Annotated in this window: 14 protein-coding genes; 3 read left to right on the top strand and 11 right to left on the bottom strand. The window is 53.8% G+C overall.

What is annotated here, in order from left to right:
- Window positions 1-29: 29 nt before the first annotated feature.
- From ACTJIK_RS14950 to ACTJIK_RS14935, 4 genes are read right to left on the bottom strand one after another with little or no spacing between them, the layout of a single operon-like run.
- A complete protein-coding gene (locus ACTJIK_RS14950) occupies window positions 30-2,342 on the bottom strand; it encodes a hypothetical protein (protein WP_440647434.1) in 2,313 nt (770 codons plus the stop codon).
- 26 nt (window positions 2,343-2,368) lie between these two features.
- On the bottom strand, window positions 2,369-4,930 hold the full coding sequence (locus tag ACTJIK_RS14945; RefSeq protein WP_440647432.1) for a hypothetical protein: 2,562 nt from the start codon (window positions 4,928-4,930) through the stop codon (window positions 2,369-2,371).
- A 43-nt stretch (window positions 4,931-4,973) separates the two neighbouring features.
- On the bottom strand, window positions 4,974-6,785 hold the full coding sequence (locus ACTJIK_RS14940; RefSeq protein ID WP_440647430.1) for a RagB/SusD family nutrient uptake outer membrane protein: 1,812 nt from the start codon (window positions 6,783-6,785) through the stop codon (window positions 4,974-4,976).
- A 19-nt stretch (window positions 6,786-6,804) separates the two neighbouring features.
- Complete coding sequence (locus ACTJIK_RS14935) at window positions 6,805-9,927, bottom strand: SusC/RagA family TonB-linked outer membrane protein (RefSeq protein WP_440647428.1); 3,123 nt, start codon at window positions 9,925-9,927, stop codon at window positions 6,805-6,807.
- Window positions 9,928-10,209: 282 nt separating this feature from the next.
- On the opposite strand from ACTJIK_RS14935, the gene ACTJIK_RS14930 reads away from it, so the two are divergent.
- The gene (locus ACTJIK_RS14930; protein ID WP_440647426.1) at window positions 10,210-11,079 is read left to right on the top strand and encodes an AraC family transcriptional regulator; all 870 of its coding nucleotides are present in this window, start codon (window positions 10,210-10,212) and stop codon (window positions 11,077-11,079) included.
- Between the two features lie 6 nt (window positions 11,080-11,085).
- On the opposite strand, the gene ACTJIK_RS14925 is transcribed toward ACTJIK_RS14930, so the two are convergent.
- From ACTJIK_RS14925 to ACTJIK_RS14910, 4 genes are read right to left on the bottom strand one after another with little or no spacing between them, the layout of a single operon-like run.
- On the bottom strand, window positions 11,086-11,493 hold the full coding sequence (locus ACTJIK_RS14925) for an L-rhamnose mutarotase (RefSeq protein WP_440647424.1): 408 nt from the start codon (window positions 11,491-11,493) through the stop codon (window positions 11,086-11,088).
- 10 nt (window positions 11,494-11,503) lie between these two features.
- On the bottom strand, window positions 11,504-13,066 hold the full coding sequence (locus ACTJIK_RS14920) for a sodium:solute symporter family transporter (RefSeq protein WP_440647422.1): 1,563 nt from the start codon (window positions 13,064-13,066) through the stop codon (window positions 11,504-11,506).
- Between the two features lie 17 nt (window positions 13,067-13,083).
- Window positions 13,084-14,256 carry an enolase C-terminal domain-like protein gene (locus tag ACTJIK_RS14915; protein ID WP_440647420.1) on the bottom strand — a complete coding sequence of 391 codons (1,173 nt, stop codon included), beginning with the start codon at window positions 14,254-14,256 and terminating at the stop codon, window positions 13,084-13,086.
- Window positions 14,253-15,146 carry an aldo/keto reductase gene (locus ACTJIK_RS14910; RefSeq protein WP_440647418.1) on the bottom strand — a complete coding sequence of 298 codons (894 nt, stop codon included), beginning with the start codon at window positions 15,144-15,146 and terminating at the stop codon, window positions 14,253-14,255. The genes ACTJIK_RS14915 and ACTJIK_RS14910 overlap by 4 nt, the downstream gene beginning before the upstream one ends.
- 158 nt (window positions 15,147-15,304) lie before the next feature.
- Here ACTJIK_RS14910 and ACTJIK_RS14905 point away from each other — a divergent pair, with 158 nt between their 5' ends.
- Both ACTJIK_RS14905 and ACTJIK_RS14900 read left to right on the top strand, forming a co-directional pair.
- Window positions 15,305-16,375 (top strand): serine hydrolase domain-containing protein, encoded by a 1,071-nt coding sequence (locus tag ACTJIK_RS14905; protein ID WP_440647416.1) that lies wholly within the window; start codon window positions 15,305-15,307, stop codon window positions 16,373-16,375.
- A gap of 122 nt (window positions 16,376-16,497) precedes the next feature.
- On the top strand, window positions 16,498-17,031 hold the full coding sequence (locus ACTJIK_RS14900) for a hypothetical protein (RefSeq protein ID WP_440647414.1): 534 nt from the start codon (window positions 16,498-16,500) through the stop codon (window positions 17,029-17,031).
- A gap of 294 nt (window positions 17,032-17,325) precedes the next feature.
- Here the strand turns inward: ACTJIK_RS14900 and ACTJIK_RS14895 are convergent, their stop codons facing one another.
- The 3 genes from ACTJIK_RS14895 to ACTJIK_RS14885 are packed head-to-tail and all read right to left on the bottom strand — an operon-like array spanning window position 17,326 to window position 23,107.
- A complete protein-coding gene (locus ACTJIK_RS14895) occupies window positions 17,326-18,180 on the bottom strand; it encodes a glycerophosphodiester phosphodiesterase family protein (RefSeq protein WP_440647413.1) in 855 nt (284 codons plus the stop codon).
- A 29-nt stretch (window positions 18,181-18,209) separates the two neighbouring features.
- On the bottom strand, window positions 18,210-19,991 hold the full coding sequence (locus tag ACTJIK_RS14890) for a RagB/SusD family nutrient uptake outer membrane protein (protein WP_440647411.1): 1,782 nt from the start codon (window positions 19,989-19,991) through the stop codon (window positions 18,210-18,212).
- A 29-nt stretch (window positions 19,992-20,020) separates the two neighbouring features.
- Window positions 20,021-23,107 carry a SusC/RagA family TonB-linked outer membrane protein gene (locus tag ACTJIK_RS14885; protein WP_440647409.1) on the bottom strand — a complete coding sequence of 1,029 codons (3,087 nt, stop codon included), beginning with the start codon at window positions 23,105-23,107 and terminating at the stop codon, window positions 20,021-20,023.
- Between the last annotated feature and the right edge of the window lies 1 nt (window position 23,108).

The following is a 23,108-nucleotide window of genomic DNA, read 5'->3' as shown; positions in this document are numbered from 1 at the left end:
TTTTGTATACTGTTGTCTGGTTATGATCTTTAAAACTGCGGGATCACTTTACCATCCGCCATAACCCTTACCGTTATTTCGCTGCCGGAAGGTACGTTTACTTTCGGCCAATGGATGAATGCGGTATATCCCATCGGCTTTACGGCCTGGCGGGCGGTTTCCGCAAATACCGAAACGGCGGCGGCGTAAGGCGTCCGGTTGAGGAGGCGTAGCGTAACGGAATGTTTATCCTCCTTCACCCGCAGGACCTCAATATGATCGAACACGTACATCCTGCCTTCCCCGGGGCGAACATAGATCCCGGGCAGTTCCATGGCCATGAGGATACCGTTCGTTTCCGTCCAGGAGTTGCGGGTGTGGATGAAATTGCCCCTGCTTCCTTTTCCTTCCGCATCACTTGGCTGGATGCGTTCCATGCTGCTGCCGTCGAGGTAGTTGGAGGTAACATGCCCGGGCATGTTCACCGCTTCGGTATGCGCATGCTGAATGTCGCGGATCAATTCCGCATATCGTTCATCGCCGGTTGCCCGGTAAAGTTTGAAAAGATGATCGGCGGATGAAGTACAAACGCCCGGCGCGGCATGTTTGTTCTGGCTGCTGGCCCACACGGCCCCTGCCATCCTGCCCTGCAGCCTGGCGATGGCGCTGCCCGGCGGGAAAACGGGGTTGTAAGCGAGCGTCCAGCTGGCGCAGAGCGCGGCCTGCACTTTCGCACGATCGAGCCAGGCTGGTTTGCCGGTATACCGGTACAACGCCATCAGCGACTCCATGAACCCGAAGGCCGTTTCAGAATCCGCATCCTGGGAAATATCCCCGCATGCGCCGCTCGTAAAACCCTGATTTTCCACATCGCGTTTATAATAAAAAGCCGCGGAGGCCTCTGCGACAGCAAGCCATCCCGGCTGCCGGAAATAATCCGCCGCGAGCGCCAGGCCCGCCGGAACGATCGCCCCGGCAGTGGAATTGAACACAGCGATCTCGCCCGTCTCCGGGACAATATACTGCCCGAACTCCCCATATTTTTTCCAGGTGCGCGTAAATGCTTCGGCCAGCTTCTTTGCGGCGAGCTCCCATTCCGGTTTGATAATGTTTCCATGTCCCTGGGCTTTCAGCAGCATGAGGTGCTTCACCAGCCAGAAAAGTACATCCCCGTTTTTCCGGACCATGGCCTGCACCGCAGGAAAATCCGGGTGTGCTTTTTCCGTGCCGGTCTTTCCTTCCGCGCTGATAAAACCATAAAAGAACCCGCTCCTGCCCTGCATACGGTCAGTGATAAAGTCCAGCTCCTCCGCCACCCTCGCCCGCTCCAGGGTATCATTCAGCGCCAGCATGGGAAATGTATTGATCATCCCGCTCACCCAGCCCAGCTGGAAATTCCGGCTGTTCTCAGGAAGGTAATATTTCCCCGCTTTTGTTTCAGCATAATTACCGCGGCAGATAGCCGTTCCCAGCTCCGCCAGCTTGCTCATGGGCACGAGGTTGCGCGGGCCTTCCGGTGCTGCCAGCGCTTTGCGCACCTGCATGAAGTGCTGCAAATGACCGGGAATCCCTTCCGCTTCGGAGATGTATACCTGGAAACGCAGCACTATTTCGTCTCCGGCCACCCAGTCAGGCGCCTTGTCGCCACTGGGGTGGAAATCGCCAAACCCGGCCGCACGGCGGCGCATGGCTGGCGCCGAAATAGAGAATGTGCAGCTGTCACGCGTGATGTTCTCTTTCACAGACAAGCCGCTGTTGCCCCACCGGGTTCCCTGCTCTGTTAGCATGATCCAGCTTTTTCTCATAGCCGGCGAATAAAAGCTCATGGCCGGTACGGCGGTGTTGCCCGTTTCCAGTTCCAGGAAGGAAGTGTCTTTCCCCGGCAGCGACAATCGCGGGTTATTGGAAACAGTGAGCGGCACGGAAGGATTGTAATACATGTCCCGCGGGTAATCCGGATTATAACCGTTGCCAATGGAGCGGTAACGGTTGCCGTTGTACACAATACCCGGCACCATCACGTAATTGCGCGCATCCCACTGTCCAAATCCAACATCCACCGACAGCGCGGTGGCAACAGCCCGTCCCTCAACGAGCCTGCAGCTCAGTGTCACATCCCAGCCGCCGGCATGAGGTGCTTTTTTTATCTTCCAGGCGAGGCGCCAGGTATTTTCACCTTCAGCCAGGTCATTGTTCCTGAAGCGGTGCTCTTCCCGGAGCGTTGTGCCTTCGTATTGTTTTAAAGAAACCTGCAACCCGCCTTGCAGCGGGCGCAGGATCTCCGGCAGCCCAGCTTGCCGGCCAGCCGCCGTACACACACAAGAAATTGTTATCAATAAAGTGATGCCTGCCAGCTTATTCATCCGATGCTCTTTTATTAATTATTTCATCATTGCCCGATCTTTTCTTTCTCTTCCATCTGCACGGCCACGATCTCCAGTTTTATTTTATCCGATCCATTTCCCAGCGCTGCCACGCCAATTGCGGGGTCCTTGCCTTCCATCGCAATCGGGTCGATCTTTACGATTTGCCGTAGCGGCTTTCGGTGCCTGTCTGCCAGGTACAATATGCCGTCGTTATAAATAATGTATTGCCCGTCCGTCAACCGCACTTCCACCGGCACGGTCTGCCCGCCGGGCATCCGTAGCCGGAGCCCTTCCGCATATTCGTCTTTCCCCGTACGCACTCGAACCGACCACTCGAACAATGCAGCCGCGCCTGCTTTCCGTAACGGCATGCTGTAAAAGTCCAGCTGGTAAGGCACCTCCGCCCTCCGTTCCTCGTGCAAAGTGTATAAAACGAAAATGCCGGGTGCGGTCTGTTCCAGGTGGAATTTCTTTGCGAGATCCTTTAGCTTTTCTTTGTGGCGGGCCTTAAAAACACCGGCTTCCCTGGCATGCTCCCAGGTACGGAAAGCGCTGAAGGCCGCGTCTTTGAGGCCGCTTGCCTCTGCAGCGCGCTGGCTGAGGCCCAGCATATATGTGGCATCCCAGCCGATGGACTTTGCCTGGAGGTTTTCCATGTCGTACAGGCTCCAGTCGCTGGTATAGGAAATAATGCCGAAAGTGGACGGGAAATAATTGCTTTCAAACACATACCGCATGTCTTTCCCTTCGATCCCCCATTTGTTCAGCACGGGGTCGAACATGTGATTCCCGCCGCCCACGTTGCACACGCTCATGTAATGCCAGTTACCTTCGAATATACAGGAGCCCATTACGCGGAGGTATTTTCCGCCAGCTTTCTCATAACTGTCAAACAGCCGCCGGAAGAAACGTTTGAAGGAATATTGCCCGTGACCCTGGTACATGCAGCTTTCCAGGCCGTCGAAATCGATATAATCCATCCCGCCGTCCACGAGCCAGCGGCCGTAAAAATCGCCATAGCTGTCCTGCAGGCGGAGGTCCGGCGCAAAGCCGCGGTAACAGTTGGGCTGCAGCTTCACGATAACTGTTCCTGCCGCATAATCGCCGCGCACGGTGCCATACAGGCCGCGTTTCACGTTCTTCAGCGTATAAGGCCGCGTGGTGGTAACGCTTTCGTATTCTATCAGCTCCTTCCCGATCTTCAGCACATTGGTGTGGTTGCCTTCCCAGCCGCCAAACTCGTTGAGGTAACAGGTGTCTTCCAAAGTGATAACGGTATCGGTCACAGACAGCGCGGCCGCAATGCGCGTGCGCTGCATGATAGCGAGGCTGTCGCTCGGCACGGGCGCCACATGGCTGTTGTTGCCCGGCTGGAGGAACTCGCAGAGTGTATGCAGCCCGTAGCGGATGCCTTCCGCCTTTAATTGCGCGCCATACTGCGGCAATGTTACAGAACGGCCGCCGGTGAAGCTGATGCGGTTATGCCCCCATTTGTTCTCAAAGTTGGGATAATATTCTCCCCAGCCTTCATCCTGCACGTTTTTCACGCCAAGGCGGGACATATATGCGGCGAGACTGTCGTGCGGTCCCGACCATGCAAGATCCGGCCGGAACGAGGCGGGGTCTTTGATCCACTTGCCGTCCACTTCCGGGTGCGGCAGCCCTTCATCGAGCACGATCCGTTCGATCGTTTTCAGCCCGAGCGAATCGGGGCAGGCGTACAGCGCGATGGACGAGCCGTCAAAACCGACGTCGGCCGGTAATACCAGCTGGTAGCGGGCTGAATTGTATCCGCCGTCCAGGTTGTCCGGCAGCACGGGGAAACGGATCATCTGTTCTTTCCGGCGGTTGCGGGAATGCAGGCAGATGGATGAACCGAAAGCCGGCTCCAGCACTGCGCCATTACCGTAATTCATCCGGTAATATTCTTCCGGCTGGGAATAGAACGCGATATCGTTGCGCCCGTCTCCCCCGATCTTAAATGTCTGCCCTTCCTTCAAATGCGGCGGTAACGGGTATTTGAGAGGGTCGGGCGAATGAATGTAATAATACGTGACGCCGAAATCGCCATCCGTGGGAGGCCCGCTGGTGGTATTGTCGTCCAGCGCCAGCATACCGATGGCAAACCGGTCGTCGCGCACAACGGAAATGATCTCGCCGATCTTTTTGGAGATGGTGGTCTTGTATGGTCCCCATACAATGTTGTCCACATCCGGCGCATTGTCCAGAGACAGCAGCTGCAGCCGCAAATATTGCGGCCGCAGCTGAACATCTATCCGCGCTACAGCCCCGTTCGGGTACCGCAGCACGATGTCTCCTGGGTTAAATTCCGCCGAAACCGGCAGGATCTGTTTTTCACGGGTAACCAGCGTCAGTAACGCGGATGGTAAATCTTTCGGACAATATTCCCTGCCGGACCGTTTGTCCAGGATGGATACAACGTAACCTTTCGCGTTGACCGTAAACGTGGAGTATTTCGTTTCGAACTTTTTCTTTTGTCCGTATGCCTTTCCCCCGCAAACCGCTGCCGTCAGCATGATACAGAGGCAGAAGGTGCTGCTTAAGAAGTTTATTTTATCGTTCATGTCTGCTTCGTCCCAGGTATTCTTTTACATGTTTGAAAACGGATTACTGCAACGGATCGAACTGGCCGCCCCACTCTTTATTCTGCTGCAATACACCTTTGGATTGTGATATCTGGTTCTCGGGCAATGCGTAGAACCAGTGGTTCAGGTCGAGATTGAACTTAAAACCCGCGTCGCCGTCGAGGTTGTCGATAAAATTCGCGGAGAACTTTGCCCTTACAGCCGGCGTCATGATATTATCCGCCGGAACGACCATCTGCCCGTCTTTCAGCGTGATGTAAAGGCCGTGCCTGGCAACCTGGTTGTTGAGCACATCGTACCGTTTCCATCGGCGGAGGTCGCCAAAACGTTTGTTTTCGTATGCGAACTCCGCATATCTTTCCTGTATGTACGCTTCGCGTATCTCACCTTTCGACGTGGCGGTAATGCCATAATTGTCTCCCGCTCCGGGCTCTATGCCGGCCCGTTTGCGTATATCTTTCAATACCTGCAATGCCTCAGCGGCGCGGTTGGTTTCGTTGGCGCATTCACCATAATTCATCAGCACTTCCGCAAAACGGATCTCCGGCCAGTCTGTCTGCGCCTGGCCGCCCAGGCCCGCCGTCACTGTCGTATCAAGGCCTTTCCGCTGGAAGAATCCGGTGATGCTGGGATTGCCAGGCATAGCCGGATGAATGACATTCATGATGTTCACATACCTGTTCTCGCCCGCGTTGTACCGCCATACGTTCCAGAAACTGTTGCCCTTCACGTAGATGGGCGCCACTTCATCGGGAGTGGGATAAGGTGTGCCGCCGCAGAAAACGGTCGCATAAAAGCGGTCGTCGCGGTTAGTGTAGAAATCAGTGAGGAACTGTGCGTTGTATACGGGGTCTGTGAGCTGGTCTTTATCGAACTGCATCGGTGAACCGTCTCTTTTGGGAAACGCCAGCAACAGCGACAGGATAGGCTGGTTGTTGTTGGAGGCGTCTTTGGTGAGCGGTTCCGGGCGGATGCCGTTGAAGTTGTTGGCATGGTTGGGATACTGGAACTGGTTTACCATGATGACCTCCTTGTTACGCTCCTGCACCCAGATCTTATTAAACGCGGGATGCAGCGCATGCCCCTGTGCCAGGGCGAAATCCACGGCCGCTTTGTTGGCATCGTAAGCCGCCTGCCACCTGTTTGCGTCATTATTGGGATTGAACAGCGGGCTGGCGTAGCTTAGCAGCACCCTGCCTTTGAAGGCCATTGCAGCCACCCGTGTGATGCGGCCGTAATCCGCGCCTGCATTGGAATAAACGCCAGGGAGCAGCATAATGGCGCTGTCCAGGTCGCGTACGATCTGTGCTACGCACTCGGATGTTTTATTCCTGGGTACGAACAGCGCGTCTATGTTATCCGTTTGCTGCGTGTGCAGGATCAGCGGCACGCCGCCGAGATTGTTCACCATGCCCCAGTAAGCCCATGCGCGCCAGAATTTTGCTTCGGCCTGGTATTGCCGGTTAGTGGGCTCAGACAATACCCCGGCGGGCGTTTGCCCCAGCTGGTCCAGGAAAAAATTGATCCGGTCTATCTGTGTATAGCTCAGCGACGAGGTGGTAGACGATACCGAAATGATACCGCGGTTGTAGTCAGGCATGCTGCGCACGTTGCTGATGCCTTCATCTGAACTGTTGCCGTTGAACGGCCATCCCGGCATCATGCGGCCGTATATGTCGCTGAGGAACGCCCTGATCATCGACGAATCCTTCCAGACGGTTTCCGGGTTCAGGTTGTTCTTGTTTTCGTAGTCGAGCCCTTTTTTACAGGCCTGGCCACTGATAGCGGCGGCGCCTGCGAGGAGGAGTATGAGGAACTTATTATTCAATTTCATGTTTGGACCGTTTAAGAGATTACAGCGAAAGGATGGCGCCGAAGTTGAAAGCTTTCATGATGGGATAGGTAAAACCGTCTGCCATTTCGGGGTCGTAGTACTCTTTTCCGAATTTGCTGATGACGAAAAGGTTGGACCCGTTGAAATAGAATTTCAGCCCCGAGATGCCCACTTTACCCGTCAGGCTGCCAGGCAGGCTGTAGGATGCGCTCAGGAAGCGGAGGCGGAGGAAGCTGGCATCCTTCATCCAGAAAGAGCTGGCATCGTTGGTTACCCTCCTGGCGCCATCGTTGGCGGAATAGCGGCGGGGCAGCGTGCTGTTCGGCATTTCGGGCGTCCAGGCGTCTGTGTACCATTTCTTCCACATGCGGTTCCATTCCACGTTGCCATCCACCAGGTTATTCACCATCTTCCATTGATTGAAGCTGCCGCTGAAGGAAGCCTGTAATGCAATGCCTTTCCATTCACCGCCCAGGTTGAGGCCCGCGGTCACAGGATGGTTGTTGGGCTTCAGCACTTTATTGTCCCAATCGTCTATGATACCGTCCGGCCTGTTGCCGGGGCCGCTGATGTCTTCATAGGTCAGGTGCCCGGGCTGCGGCGCGATACCGTAATATTTGTAGTTGGGATTTTTGGCGAGGAACGCATCTACATCCGCCTGCGTGCGCAGCATGCCCGTAGCAACACGGGAAACCACCCTGCTGGCATTGAAGCCCACTGATTGCTGCCAGGGATAAGTGATATTTTCGTCGCGGGTAATGTATTTCGCTATGCCGTAGCCCATGTTGGCATTTACGTAATAGCTGAAGTTGCCGGCCTTCCTGTTCATGCCGATGGAGAACTCCACCCCTTTCGCTTTCATTTCGCCGTAGTTGGCGCTGGGCAATGTGCGGCTGAAAGTTGGCGGCACGGAGGCGATGCGCTGGCCGAGGATATCGTAGGTCTTTACCTGGTAAAGGTCCAGCGTGGCATTAAAATGCTCCAGGAAGTTCACGTCCAGGCCTGCGTTGTAGCTGAGCGTTTTCTCCCATGTCAGGCCCTCGTTCACGATGGGGCCGTAAGTGATGCCTGCATTGGTTTTCCCGTCGTTGCCGAAATACGCGCTGCTGCCGTTCTGGTACGACTGCTGCCATTGCCATCCGCCCACGAAGTCGTTGCCGGTGATACCCACCGAGCCGCGAAGCTTCAGGAACTGGATGCCCTTCACGCTGCTGAAGAAATTTTCCTTAGACACGATCCAGCCCGCGGAAGCAGAGGGAAAGAAGCCCCAGCGTTTGTCTTCCGCAAACTGCATGGAACCGTCGTACCGGTAACTGAATGCCACGATGTATTTGCCGTCGTAGTCGTAACCCAGCTGACCTACCCAAGACCGGCGGCCGTTGGCCTGTTCTGTGTTGCCGCCGTTGTAGGAATCCAGGCGGTCGCCGCTGGTGGCCCACCACTGGTCCGTGAGGTACACGGGAAAATTGTCACGCGCAGTTTGTATGCCGCCGGACTCATTATGCGCTTTTTCAAACACCAGCAACCCGCGCACGTGGTGTACCTTGTTGAAAGTGGTATCGTAGTTCAGCTGGAAATTGAGCTGGTAGTTCGTGAACCAGTTATAATCCTCCTGCAGGAAATTCTTGCCGATCTGTGAAGATCGTTTGATCGCCACGCGGTCGCCGTCGTTTGTGCTGATCTGACGTACGCCGGTGGTTTTCATCACCCACATGTCGTATTGTTTTTCGAAATATTTGGAACGGTTGAAGGAATAGTTTTTGGAGAACTGGCCCGAAGCGGTGAGGCCGCTGATGCCCGGCACCTTGTATTGCAGGCGCAGGTTGATATTCGGTGTAAGATAATTCCGTTTGATGTACCCGCCGTCGCCGCGCGCTTCGGCGCCTACGTTGGCGATCCATCCGTAATCGATGGGGTTGCCGCCGTCCGTCCACACCGGCTGCTCAGGCTGCCAGAGCAGCTGCTTGCGGTAGAGGTCATTCGGGTTGCCGGCCACCGCGGTAGACGGCGGGCCGTAGGTGAGGTTGTTGTACAATCCTATGCCGGCAAAGGCCTGCAGGCGGGGCGTGATGTCCGCCGTCAGGTTCGCGCGGAAGTTGTAACGGTTGAAAGTGAGGTTTTTCATCACGGCGTCTTCCTTGATGTACGCGCCGGAGATAAAATATTTGATCTTCTCGCTGCCGCCGCTCACGCTGAGGTTATGCGCGGTGATGTTAGGATCGTTATATACTTCGTTCAGCTGGTCGTAGCCCCAGCCGTTGTTGACCGTGCGGAAGTAATCGAAATCCGACTGCGACCACATGCTGCTGGAGCCGGGATTGAGGCGGTTGTAGATCTCGCCTGTTTCGATGGCGTTGGTGCGTTCGGCGTTCTTTCCGCGTTTGGAAACGCCGGTATTAAAGGAATAGCTGATGCGCGCGAGACCAAGCGCTCCCCTGCGGGTGGTGATCAATATTACGCCGCCGGCAGCGCGGGCCCCGTAAACGGAAGCAGCCGCAGCGTCTTTCAGCACGGAAACGTTATCGATGTCATTAGGCGCCAGGTTATTAAAATCATCCGCGGAGCTGATGATCCCGTCTATTACAAACAACGGGTTCTGCGATGTTCCCGGAAAGGTGCTGCCCGTGCGGACGCGGATGCCCGGCGAAGAGCCCGGTATGCCGGAAGGCGTGGAGATAGACACGCCCGGGAACTGGCCGGCCAGCAGGTTGGCCATCGATGTGGTGGGGAAATTGCGGCGGTCTTCGTCCATTTTCATGGAAGCCACCGATCCCGTTACCAGGTCTTTCCGTTGCGTGCCGTAACCGGTCACCACCACGTCTTTCAGCGAAGTGGCCGCATACCGGAGCACGATGCGGATGGAAGCGCCCGTTACCGTGACCGTCTGTGATTCATAACCTGTCATGGAAACTTTCAGGCGGGCGCCGGGGGAAATATTCAGTTCGAACCTGCCCTCCCCGTCTGCCGCGACATTTCTTTTTTCTCCGCCGATCTGGCTAACGGAAGCCCCTGGAAGCGGCGCGCCGGTAGAATCGGTAACGGCGCCTTTCAGGATAATTTTTTCCTGTGCATACAAACGCGTGGAATACAATGCAAGGCAAATAAGGCCCAGCATCCAGCACATAAATTTTGATTGATTCATAATTGGAATTGTATAGGTGGAAAAATGACCAACAGCTCCTCTACAGGAATTGACATCCCATGTGTTTGGCAATGACATAAAATTCATACAATACCAGTCCCTCCACCACCCTAAATTTGACTATTAGCTATGTTTTTTTTGCAGGCAGTGTCTTTCCCCACCCCTATTCATTCCTGCCGCTGACCGTTAACCCGCGTAATTCGTTATATTTGATTACTTTTTATTGCTTTTTCAGGACATCAATGCAACAAACCAGGATCGCTTCAACGAGATAAGCTTCGTATGCAATACATATATGAGAATTTCACTTTTCCGCCTGACCAGTCATTTACCATCCGTTCAGAGATACTGGAAATAAAAAAATATACCACGCTCCGGTCTCATATCAATTTCGAGATCGCGTTGCTGGAGAACTGCAGTGGCAAAAGGTTTATCGGCGATCACATCGAGGATTTCGAAGGAACAGAACTGGTATTGCTGGGCAGCTACCTGCCGCATTGCTGGCAGTATTACACCGTACTGGACCCCATGATCCAGCCGCAGGCCACCATCATTCATTTTTTCCCGGACTTCCTGGGGCAGCAGTTGCTGGAGAAACCGGAAGCCCGGCAGCTGAATGAATTGTTCGACAAAGCGGCGAAGGGCGTGGCTTTTTCAGGGTATACGATCCAGTCGGCCAAGATGATCATGCAGCAGATGCTATTTTCTACCGGCATGGCTCGTGTGGCGCTCATGCTCAGCCTGCTGGACATGCTGGCCAACGCGCCATCGAAAGTATTGTCTTCCCCCTACTATAATTCAGTGAGTTCTTCCGGCGAAGCGCAAAAGATCAATAAAGTGTTCGATTATATTTTCAGGAATTTCCGCGAAGAGATTTCGCTGAAGGCGGTGGCTGATATCCTGCCCATGTCGCCCGCGGCGTTTTGCCGGTATTTTAAAGCGCGTACGAACCGGACGCTGATCGATTTTGTGAAGGAAGTGCGCATCGGCCATGCCGCCAAATTGTTGCTGGAAAAGAAACACAATGTAACAGAAGCCTGTTACATGAGCGGGTATAACAACCTCTCCAATTTCAATAAACATTTCAAGGAAGTAAAAGGCCTCTCGCCCCGCGACTTCATGCGCCGGTACGAAACGCAGGAAAGCCGGTAAAGGCTGTCATTCCCGGCTGAAAAGATAAAACGGCTCCGCCACGGTCCACGTTTGCCCCGGCGCTGTACCCGGCACGCCTTCCTGGTACCCGGCCATCAGCCGGTTCCATTCCGCGCAGCGTTTGTTGTACCCTTCCGCTCTTTTCCCCATCGCATCCAGGTCCGCGCCATCGGGCACTTTGATGATCATCACCACAGTATGCCCGCTGCGCAAAAGCCGGATCTGCCGGTAGCCAGCCTGTTCAAAGCCCTGCTCCACTTCGGGCCACACCGCCCGGTGATAGTCCAGGTACTCCTTCAGTTTGTCTTCCCCCGGTTTGATCTGCACAACGAATACTTTTTCAGTGAGCCGTTCGCGGCCGCAGGACTGTAATAACAAAACGGGCGTCAGCGCCAGGAGCATAAAAAAACGCATATCCATGATTTTAACCGAAATAAAGATAAATCCCGCACATCAGCGCGGCCAGCACACCCCAGAGCAGCCATACCCTGGCCGGGCTCTTCCCGCCGCTACGCCATGACTCTGCGATGGAAGGCAGCGTGTGGACCGCGGGCGGCTTCGTGAGCAGCGTAACTGCCACCAGTACCGCAGACATGGCCATGAACAGGTAAAAAGACAGCAGCAGGAAATGCGGCCAGAAAGTTTTCGAGGGGAAGTTCAGCACATGGCAGGCGCCCACCGCCAGGCATACCAGCCCGCCGCCGTAAAGCACTACTTCCGCCGCCGTGCTGTTCACCCGCTTCCACGAGATGCCACCCACGAATACGACAGACAATGGCGGCGCGAGGATAGACACCATGCCCTGGCTTAATTCAAAAAAACCTTTTCCCGAATGCGAGAACAAATAGGCCACGCCTACCGCCAAAACCGCGGCCAGCACCGTTACCCACTGCCCCGTCTTTCTTTTCGCGGCATCGTCCATCGGCCGGTACCGCGCCAGCACATCCAGCGTGAAAACCGTGCTGAATGAGTTAAGGCCGGAAGACACAGTATCGATCAGCGCGGCGATCAGCGCAGCGATGCAGAGGCCGAGGAAGCCATGCGGCATCACCTGGCTCACGAGGGTGATGTATGCATTGTCCGGCTGCGCAATATCTTTATACAGCACGTAGCATATAATACCGGGGAAGATAAAAATAAACGGCATGATGATCTTGAGAACGGAAATAAAGATCGCGCCGTACTGCCCTTCCTGCATGTTTTTCCCGGCCAGCACCTTCTGCACGATCGTCTGGTCCGTACACCAGTAATAGATGCCCACAACAGGATATCCCAGCACAATGGCCACCCAGGAATATTCCGGGTCCGACGCCGGGCGGAACAGCCGCCAGTAGTGAGCAGGCGCCGCTTCCGTTAATGCCTGCAGGCCGCCGGCCTTTTTTAGCGCCAGGTATACGAGCGCGATGGAAGACAGGATGATAACGGCGGATTGAAAAATACCCGTGCGCACCACCGCCTTCAGCCCGCCCACGGCCGTGAAGCTCGTTGCAATAAGCGCCACCACCGAAACCGCCTGCATGAGCGGTATCCTGAAGATCTGCGAGATGATAAGCCCTCCGGCATACAGCGCGCTGCCCAGCCACACCACGAGGATGGAGATGAGGCTGTAGATCACGAGGAAATTATACGATGGTTTGCCGAACCTGGCGAGCAGGAATTGCGGCATTGTAAATACTTTTGTAGAGATGTAATGCGGCAGGAAAAACATGGACATGAGGAAGATAAATCCCCAGGCCAGCCATTCGAAATTGCTGCCTACCATGCCCTGCGTGAACCCGATGCTGGCAAAGCCTACCAGCATGGAAGGCCCGGCATTGGCGCTGAACAGCGAAAACCCGATCTGCCACCAGCTAAGGGAACGGCCGCCAAGGAAAATATCGCGGCCGGAGGATTTGCTCCGCCTGTTGAGATAAAAACCTGTAACCATCAAGGCCACAACGTACAGCAGGAGTACAAGGTAATCGGCCCCTTCCAGTGTTATATTCAAGGAATGCGTTTTTCGTTTTATAAAATGACGTTCGGCAGATATGCCTTTACTGATGCAGGTTCCCACTGCGCGCTGCGCGTAACCTTGCCGGCGCGGCGCCAGTAATCCCAATCCACGCGTACAGGCGCTCCCTCAATATCCGGCAGCAACCATCCCCCGTTGTGCCATTCGGGTTGCACGCTGAAATACCGTTCGAGGCCGTGCATAATGGAATACAGGTATTCCACGCGGCAATCCTCGCCGGCAGTGGCCATAAGGCCCGAGGTATAGAGCGAATAGCCGCCGGAGGAAAAATCGGCCCCGGCCGCCTTTGCCAGGTCGCGTACTTCCGCCCATTCCCGCACCCCACCAATCTGCGTGGGAATCGGTTGCAGGTGAAGCACCCCCATTTGCAACAAGGTAGGAAACATCCTGGAAGTGCGCTCGGATTCGCCAAAAGAAACCTTCACCGGCGATACTTCGCAAAGCGACCTGATCTGGTCCATGCCGGCGGAATGCACGGGCTCTTCTATCCATGCAATGTTCTGCGCTGCCGTGAGGTCCAGGAAGCGGAGGGTCTGTGTTGCATTCCAGACCTGGTTCACATCCACGGCCAGCTTCACCGCAGGCCCCAGGAGGCTGCGCACGAACTTCACCCTCTCCGCATCTTCGTGCAGGCGTGCGCCGAAGTCTTTCCCAATTTTCATTTTATAGCAGTCAACGCCATACCCAAGGAAATAACTAACCTCCGCCTCCAGCTGGGCGTAGGTATAATTCGTACCGCCCCCGCTGCCGTAGATCCTGACATGATCGCGGCCGGCGCCGAGATAACGGTGCAGCGGCAACCCGGCGCGCCGCGCGGCGAGGTCGTGCAGCGCGAAGTCGATCTGCCCCAGCATCGCTGCGGCGGCGCCACGGAAGCCTTCGTTGCGGATGGACCAGTACAGCTTGCTGTACATCTCGTTATACGGAACGCCCTTGCTATGCAGCAGGATAGGCAGGAAACAGGATTCAAGTATGTTGGTGTAGCTGCTGAATACCGGCGCTTCGCCGAGGAAACCGTTTTCGTCTTCCAGGGTGATAACGGCGAGGCCGAAGGTCAGGAACGGGCCCATGGTAGCGTCCTGGAAGGGAGTGACCGCCGGAACCGGCTCCAGGACGTTGATCCGGACGCGGGTAATATTGAAGATCTGGTCGCTGATGTCTTTCATCTTGTAATGATATCCTTGCTGTAATGCAAAATTTTCTGGTAAAGGTTTTCAGGCAGCGGCCCGCCGGCAAAATCGCCGAGGGTTTCTTCCAGTTCTTTAGGGCCGGAAGGGCCGATGACGATATTGAATGCAAACGGGACGGTGAGCAGGAAACGGTGGGCCAAAGTGTGGAGCGGCATGCCTTCGGCTTCCGCCAGTTGATGCAACCGCCGGGCGGCCACTACAGCGCCGGGCGGCAGCCATTCGGGGGCATTGTCAGAGAAAGCGGCGAACGATTTGCCCAGCAGGCCCATATATAGCGGGCTGGCGGCAAAATATTGCACCCCGGCTTCCCCGCAGGCGGGCAAAGAGGTTTCCATCGCGGGCGTATGGCAGGCATTAAGCCGGTTATATTCCATCAGCACGTCGAAAGCGCCGTCTTTCAGCCACGGCCAGGCCCATGCGGGCGGGTTGCCGCCCAGGCCCAGCCGGCGTGTATATCCTTTGACCTTCAGCTCCTGCATGACCTGAACTGTGGCGCCGAATGTTTCTTCGGGAATTTGGGCGGGGTCGTGCAGGAAAAGTATATCCAATGCAGCAATACCTAAATTTTCCAGGGTAGCGGCTACGCTGTGGAACATGGCATCGCGGCTGTAATCGTAGCGCCCGTCGGAAGCCGTAAAACCCTGGAGCCGGCCCGCTTTGGAGCTGATAATGGGCGCCTGCCCCTTCCATTGATTCAATGCGGATCCCAGTAATGCTTCGGCCTGCCCGTATGCCGGCGCGGTATCGATCGCTTTCACGCCCCGCTCCAGCGCCAGCAATACGGTTTCAACGGAAGCTTCCGCCGAAACGTTCCCCCATATGCCGCCAATACCAGCCGTACCTAATATGAGCCGTTCGAATTTCATTACGGGAATTGTATGTTTTAATGACTAATTTTCTCTACGCCCAAATGTAGCATGGCACAGGGCAGCCCAGCCAGATGCTTTTTGACCAATTTACATGTTTTTTTGACCCCCGGACCCGTGAACGGATGGTTTTCTATCTTTGAAACAAGCGCATGACGATGAAACACATTTTATTCCCCATATCGATACTATGCACCCTTGCAGCAAATGCGCAGGTGAAGGCTGATCTGCCTTTGCTGGACAGCATGACCATCGCGGTGGAAAAAAATACCTATGCCAACATCCACAGCATATTGATCGCAAAAGAAGGAGAATTGGTTTACGAACGTTATTTCAACGGCTGGAACAAGGATTCGCTGCACGACACCCGCTCCTCTTTCAAATCGGTCACCAGCCTGCTGGCAGGCATCGCGCTGGATAAAGGCTTTATCAAGAATGTTCACCAGCGGGTCTATCCCTTTTTCCCTGCATACAAACCTTTCAGCAACCCGGATGCGCGCAAAGAAGCCATGACGGTCAAAGACCTGCTCGAAATGAAATCCGGCTTCGACTGCGAGGAATTTAACGACGGGAAGGACTGCGAAGATGAGATGACCGATGCGCCTGACTGGCTTAAGTTTTCGCTGGACCTTCCTTTGAAAGATGCTCCGGGTAAGGTCTGGGCATATACTTCCTGCAACCCCGTCATTATCGGGGGTATTATCAGCCAGGCGGCCGGGATGCCGGTCCGGGATTTTGCCGAACGGTACCTCTTTGGCCCGTTGGGCATCCGCGGGTACCAGTGGGCAGCGGACGCAACCGGCCACGTCAACACTGCGGGTTCGTTTTACATGCTTCCGGCGGATATGCTGAAGCTGGGAGAACTTGTGCGGCAGGACGGGTTGTGGCGCGGCAAACGGATCGTCTCTTCATCCTGGCTGCGGGAATCCACCACCGCCACTATTACCATACCCGGTTTTTCATTTGCCGAGATCGGCGGGGCAACGGCCGCTATAACGCAGCCCGCCCGTTATGGGTACTACTGGTACCGGGAAAAGATCAGGACTGCCGCATCGGATGTGGATGTGCTTTTTGCGTCCGGGAATGGCGGCCAGTATATCATGATCATCAGGGAACTTGGCCTGGTGATCGTTTTTACACAGGGCAATTATAATTCCAGGAGCGCGAAGAGGGCTTTTGACATTTTGATAAAATACATATTGCCGGCTTTTCCCCATCAGCCGGCATGAACCTGGATTTCGTATGCCTGTAAACGTATGTGATCCCATAGCAAAGCCGGCATGCGTTTTGCCGAACATCCAGGCATATCTTTTTAGAATTTCCAGTTTTAACCCGATACAACACCCGGAAAATGATACGAAACAAGCTATCCACTATATTTTCAGCCGCCTTTTTACTGATCATCCTGGTATCCTGCAAGCCCAGGAAAGCCATTGCGCTCAGGGAAAACATTGTTCAGAAAGAACGCGTTGCGTTTAAGATCCTGGTCGGCAAGAACGGCTCAAACGAACAAAAACTGAAGTATCTGATCAGCAATGACTATAAAAACGCCGTGACGATGGTAGACAAGCAGGAGAAGGAATTCGACGCACTCATTAAAGAGATCGAAACATTACCGGCCGAAGGCATTCAACAGGGCAATGAGCTAAAAACAGCCGCCGCGAATTATTATGTTGCCGTAAAAGAACTAACGGTGTTTGACCGTATTGAAATCACCCACCAGGAAGCGTATTCCCACATGCAGGGAAAGGAACTGGATACAGCGCTGCACAAAAACCTGGAATTAAGCATTCAAAAGCAGGAGCTTTACAAAAAGGTCTATGAAAAAGAAAAAGCATTTTCCGAAGCTTTGGAAAATTTCAACACGGTGAACAACCTTAAATAACACGTCACTCGCAACCCGGCGCCCGGTTATTCCCTGCCTGGTAACTACATCTCCTTTACTGGTAAGCGGCCGCTTCTCGGCAAAAGACATGGCCATCATTGCCCTGAAAAGCCCGTCATTGCGAGGAGCAGCGGGGAGTATGTGCAGGAGCCGCAACGAAGCAATCTCCATATATTGAGCATGTCAATTCAATGAAGGAGATTGCTTCGTCGCCCACCCCGCTTTAGCTCAGCGGCTCCTCGCAATGACGGTTTTTGCCAGGGCCGATCTCTTGACTGTGAGCCTGTTTCAGTCTCAGTTATAATAAAGGTTCTTGCTCTTCAGGTATTTCATCAGCAGAGCGGGGTAATCCGTCTGCACCATATTGGCGCCATTCTTCAGCAGTTCGCCATAAGCTTCCAGGTCGCCGGCAGCCGCTCTTTTGTCTATCTCACCGAGTGAATTGATCCATACCCGTCCGCCATTCTTTTTTATTTTTGAAATTACTTCCACGGTATTGTGTGAAGGATCGATATGTACCGCTTCCGTTTTGGTAAGCGCAAAAAGCGAATCAATATCTGCCGCCTGGTGTGTCCTTACCAGTGTTCTGAATGCGGGGTTCTTCTCCTTCACCATTTTCGCGTAAATACCGCGGCCTAAAAAGAACATCGTGGTGCCGGCCGTTTGCGTTCTCTCCACTACAGTGATGATCTGGGGAACACGGCTGGTCTTAATGTCCAGGTCCACCAGGATCTTACCCTTCGCCAGGTTCAGCGCTTCTTCCAGCGTAGGCACCTGCTCTTCCGTTAACTGGCCGTTGAACTTCAGGCGCAGCTTCCTGATCTCCTCAAAAGTAAGGTCAGCTACTTTACCTGTGCCATTGGTCGTTCTGTCTACAGAAGCATCGTGCATTACAACGAGCGAATCATCCTTCGTATGGCGCACATCCAGCTCAATCACATCGATACCCAGCTCAATACCTCTTTTGAACGATGCCATGGAGTTTTCCGGGAAATCGTTGTGGGCTCCGCGGTGCGAAGCGATCATGATTATCTTTGAACCGGGAGACAAAAATGCCTCATTGATCTCTTTAAAACGGGCTGTTTCCTGCGCGGCGGCAGTAGAAAAAACCGCCACCGATAACGCCGCAAATAAAATTTCCCTGAACATATGCATGTATTTTTTATGATGAATTGCTGCTAGTAATAACCTATATTCTGTTCTTCTTCTATCGGTCCCATCGGGATCAGCCTGTCGATATGCGTTTGCGGGATAGGCCGCAGTGCGTGGAAGTCGCGGATATTACCGGCATCCGGGTTGTACAGTTTCACGCGTTCCACCAACTTTTCGCAACGGTTCAGGTCTTCCCACCTGTTCAGCTCGCCCAGCATTTCACGGCCTCTTTCTTCGAGGATAAAATCAACAAAGCCGGTGCCGATCTGCGCGGCGGTCACCTGCATTTCGGACACGGTGCTGGCAGTTCTATCCGCATAGCTGCCGCCTTCAAACGTCCAGTACTGCGTGGTTTTCATTTCACCGTTCTTGTAAGCGGCGCGCGTTCTTACTTCATTGATATATTTGGCGGCGTTTTCGTATTCGCCTTTACGGCCATAGGCCTCCGCCAGCAGCAGCAATGTTTCCGCATAACGGAACACCATCCAGTCCTTTGAACCATTGGCATCGTTGGTAGTGACGCGCGTTTTATCCAGCCATTTTTTCAGGCCGGGGAAGATGTTGTTCCTGGAAAAAGGAAGGTAGAAGTTCAGCGGGAAGAAATAAGCGAACCGTTTGTTCTCCTGTGTGGCCGCATCCTGCTCAGCCTGTGTGGCGTAGAGCGTCGGGGTGAACCAGATAGCGGTGTCGCCTACCTTCACATCCACTTTATTACCTGCCGTAGTAGTAATACCTGTTGCCGCTACATTGGCGATGTAAGCCCATACAAACGACTTCGCGAAGCGGGAATCATATTTTCGGGTAGCGCCAAACAGGCCGGTATACACATAAGGCGTGGGGCGGACCCTGCGGTAAGGGCGGCCATACTCCGTGGTACGCTGTAATATTTTAGTGTTCACGGCGTCGTATTGCGGCACATGGTAGAGATGCATATTGTTACCGCTTCCGTTGTTCAGGGTGTTGGTGGTGAACTGCACTGCAAATACCACTTCGGGGTTTACCTGGTTGGCGATATCGAACAGTTGCGTGTAATCCGGCACCAGGGAATATGTACCCATTTCCTGCCTTACCACTTTACCTGCGTAAAAAATAACGCTGTCTATGTCCGTTCCTTTTGACCCGCGGATAGCCTTTTGTTCAGCGGAAACGGCACTTCCCCTTGCGAGATAGATCTTTGCCAGCAGATGCGCCGCAGCGGCTTTGGTAGCACGGCCCTGTTCCGCGGGCGTTACCGGCAGCTGCTCAACCGCCGTTGTCATATCCGCGATGATGGTGGCATAGATATCTTTAACAGGCGCGCGTTTAAAATCCGTTTTCACTTTATCTATGGCGGTAAGCACCAGCGGCACATTCCCGAAATGCTGGATGAGCTCGAAATAATAGAAGGAACGCAGGAACTTTGCTTCTGCTTCCACCACCTTCTTCCGGCCCTCGTCCATAGCCACTTTGGGCAGGTAGCTGAGCGTTACGTTGCACTGTGAGATACCGGAATAGTGGTAATCCCAATAATCAGTCACATCGCCGTTGAGAGAGCTCAGGGTAGCGAGGTATTGGTTGAAGGACCTGTCGCCGTCGGAACCTGCCGTAAAGAGGTCTGTACCCGCGTCGCTGAAAGTAAGGGCACGTTCGCCGTTCACCGCCAGCCTTAAGTTGTTGTAGGCGGCGGTCAATGCGCCTTCCACGCCTTCCGGTGTTTCGTAAAGCTGGTAAGAGACCTTCGAGATCACTTTCTCTTCCAGGAATTTCTTACAGCCGGTGAAAGAAGCGATTGCAATAACTGCCGCGAGGCATGCATATATCTTTTTCATTTATCTCTGTTTATAGTATTAATTGAATATTAGAAACTCACATTCACACCCAGCAGGTACATGGTCAGGCTCGGCTCGTTAAACCCGGTAGCGCCTTCAGGATCGGTACCGGGAAACCTGGTGACCACAAAAGGATTCTGCACACTGCCATAGACCCTGAACTTCTGCAGATGCGCCCGGTGCACAATGGTTTCAGGAATGGTATAGCCCAGGGAGATATTCTTCACCCGCATGAAGGAACCATCATAATAGTTCAGGATGCTTAAGTAGTTGAGGCCTGCCGAACCAAGGAACGGGCGGGGATATTTGTTGCTCGGGTTATTGGGCGTCCAGTAATCCAGCTTGGGCTGGTTATAACGGCCGTCGAAACGCATATCCAGGCTATGATAAACGGTCTGGCCAATATTCGCATAGATAAAAACGGAGAGGTCAAAATTGCCATACTGGACGTTATTGCCCAGGCTGGCCGTCCATTTCGGGTCCTGCTGGCCGAAGATATGCCTGTCTGCGGCATCGATCTTATAGTCGTTGTTCAGGTCAAGCGGCCTGATATCTCCCGGTTTGAAAACAGCGCCATTGACGGCGAACTTGGCCATCTCGGCATTGTCTGCCTCCGTATCCTGCCAGATACCGTTGGGGCTCAGGTCGTACATCACTTTAACGGGGTGGCCGATAAACCAGCCGGACGCCAGATCGTCATGTTTACCGTTATACAGCTCCACGATCTGCTGTTTATTCGTGGCAAATATCCAGTCCGTGCTCCACTTCAATTTCCTGCTGGATACGTTCACCGTGTTGATGGATACTTCGAAACCTTTGTTGGTGGTCTTGCCAATGTTCACGAGGATTTTGTTGAACCCCGATACGGTGGGCAGCTGCTGGTCCAGCAGCAGATCGCTGGTATTTTGCCGGTATGCTTCAATGCTGCCGGAAATACGGCCCCTGAGCAGGGAGAAATCGAGCCCTATGTTATACTGGCCGGTTGTTTCCCAGCCAAGATCAGGATTGATCATGTCTGTAGGCGCAAAACCCAGCCTGGAAGTTTCACCATACACATATCTAACGGTGGAAAGGCTGCCCCATGTTATATAAGGCGCCACGCCGCCGGAATTACCCGTCCTTCCCCAACCCAGGCGAAGTTTCAGATCGGTGATGCCTTTTACGTCCTTCAGGAAGTTCTCGCCTTTCAGGCGCCATGCCAGCGCTACGGAAGGGAAGGCCACCCATTTATGCCCTTCGGCCAGCACGGAAGACCCGTCATAACGGGTGGACACTGTGGCAAGGTATTTATTCTTATAGTTATAGTTCAGCCTTCCCATAAACGAAGCCAGCGAGGAACGGGAGTAGCCGCTGGAAACACCGCTGATGGTCAGAGCGCTGCCCACGTTGTAATACAATTGCTGGTCGTAGGGAAGGTCCCTCACCGAAACGCCATAACTCTCAATGGTCTCGGATTGTATGGACTGTACCAGTGTAGCGTAAAAATTATGATCACCAACGGATTTGTTATAGCTCAGGATGTTCTCCCAGCTGTACATGAGTTTTTTACTGCCGCCGTTAGACGTTCTCGAGGGCGCCTCTCCCCCCGCGGATGCTGTATTGGCCTTGTCGAAATTGAGGTTTTGTATGCCGCGGTAATCCAGGCCCACATTAGACCTGAAATTGAACCCATCGAGGAAAGAGACGTCCAGGTAATAGTTCCCGATGTAACGGTCCTGCTTCACCAGGCGCTTGGTATTACCGAAGTTGGTGACAGGATTGGGCGTCCGGGTGTTGTTGGTGGGGAATAACGCCAGCGTTGTCCCGTCTGCGGTATAAGGGGAAGCGAGGGGATTGAAACTTTTTAATCCATACACGTCAAAGATCTCAGACCACCCGGCATTTAATTTCGAGCTGGTAAAAAGGGATTGTGTACCGATCTTTATATGATCCCGGATATTGTGATCGATGTTGGCGCGGATGCTGTAACGGGTATAGTCCTGGTCTTTCACCACCCCCGCGTTGGAGAAGTAACCGGCGGACAACAGCAGCCTTGTTTTGTCTGTTCCGCCGCGCACGCTCACCTGGTGGTCCTGCATGTTGCCGGTGCGGAGGCCGTAGCTCAGCCAGTCTGTGCTCACCAGCTTCGAAGGATCGTAAGTGCCGCTAGCCCAGGCGTTTTCCATGTTCTTCAGCATGTAAGGCGTTGCCACCAGCTGATCATTTTTAAAATCCAGCTCACGGTTCGGTTTGGGGTCGTATGCGCCGCCCAATGCATTCCGTTGCGCTTCGCGGGAGAATTCCACGAACTCCGCGGCATTCATTAATTCGGGCATGGGGCGGTTCTTCTGTACGCCATAGTACCCGTTGTATTCCACGGTGGTCTGGCCGGGCTTCCCTTTTTTCGTGGTAATGATGATCACGCCGTTTGCGCCCCTGTTACCATAGATCGCCGTGGCGGATGCATCTTTTAATACGTTGATGGTCTCGATATCATTGGGGTTTATCTGGTCTGCGCCATCGGTGAGGGGCATGCCGTCTATCACGTACAATACTTCGTTGGTGGCATTGATGGAACGGTTGCCTCTTATCCTTACCTGCGTGGCGGCGCCGGGTTTCCAGGAAGTTGTCTGCGCCATTACACCGGCTATGCGGCCCTGGAGGGCCTGTGTTACGTTGGTTACGGCCACCTCTGTTATCTTTTCAGATTTTATAGTGGATATGGCGCCGGTCAGGTCTTTTTTAAGTACGGAACCATACCCGATCACGACTACTTCATTCAGGTCGGCGGGCGCTTCCTTCATGCGTATGATCAGTGAATTATTAGCGCCGGCTTTGATAACGAAATCTTTGATCACATACTTTTCGAATCCCATGAAAGAAAATGTGAACTGGTATTTATTGCCGGGCTTCAGGCCTGATACAGTAAATACGCCTTTTTCATTGGTAGCGAGATTTTGTTTCTCTGTAGTGCCTGCCGCAACGATGCTCACGCCAACGCCAGGCAGTATTTCTCCTTTTTCGGATGTCACAATACCGGTGAGCTGCGGTCTCTCCTGGGCTTTCAATGAAATTGAAAAGGCAAATGCTGCCAGGCATAGCCACCATTTGATTGTTAGAGATCTGAATTTCATCATA

The sequence above is a fragment of the Chitinophaga sp. 22620 genome (assembly GCF_052044405.1).
Classification (GTDB): Bacteria; Bacteroidota; Bacteroidia; order Chitinophagales; family Chitinophagaceae; genus Chitinophaga.
This window is presented reverse-complemented; position numbering and strand designations above follow the sequence as displayed.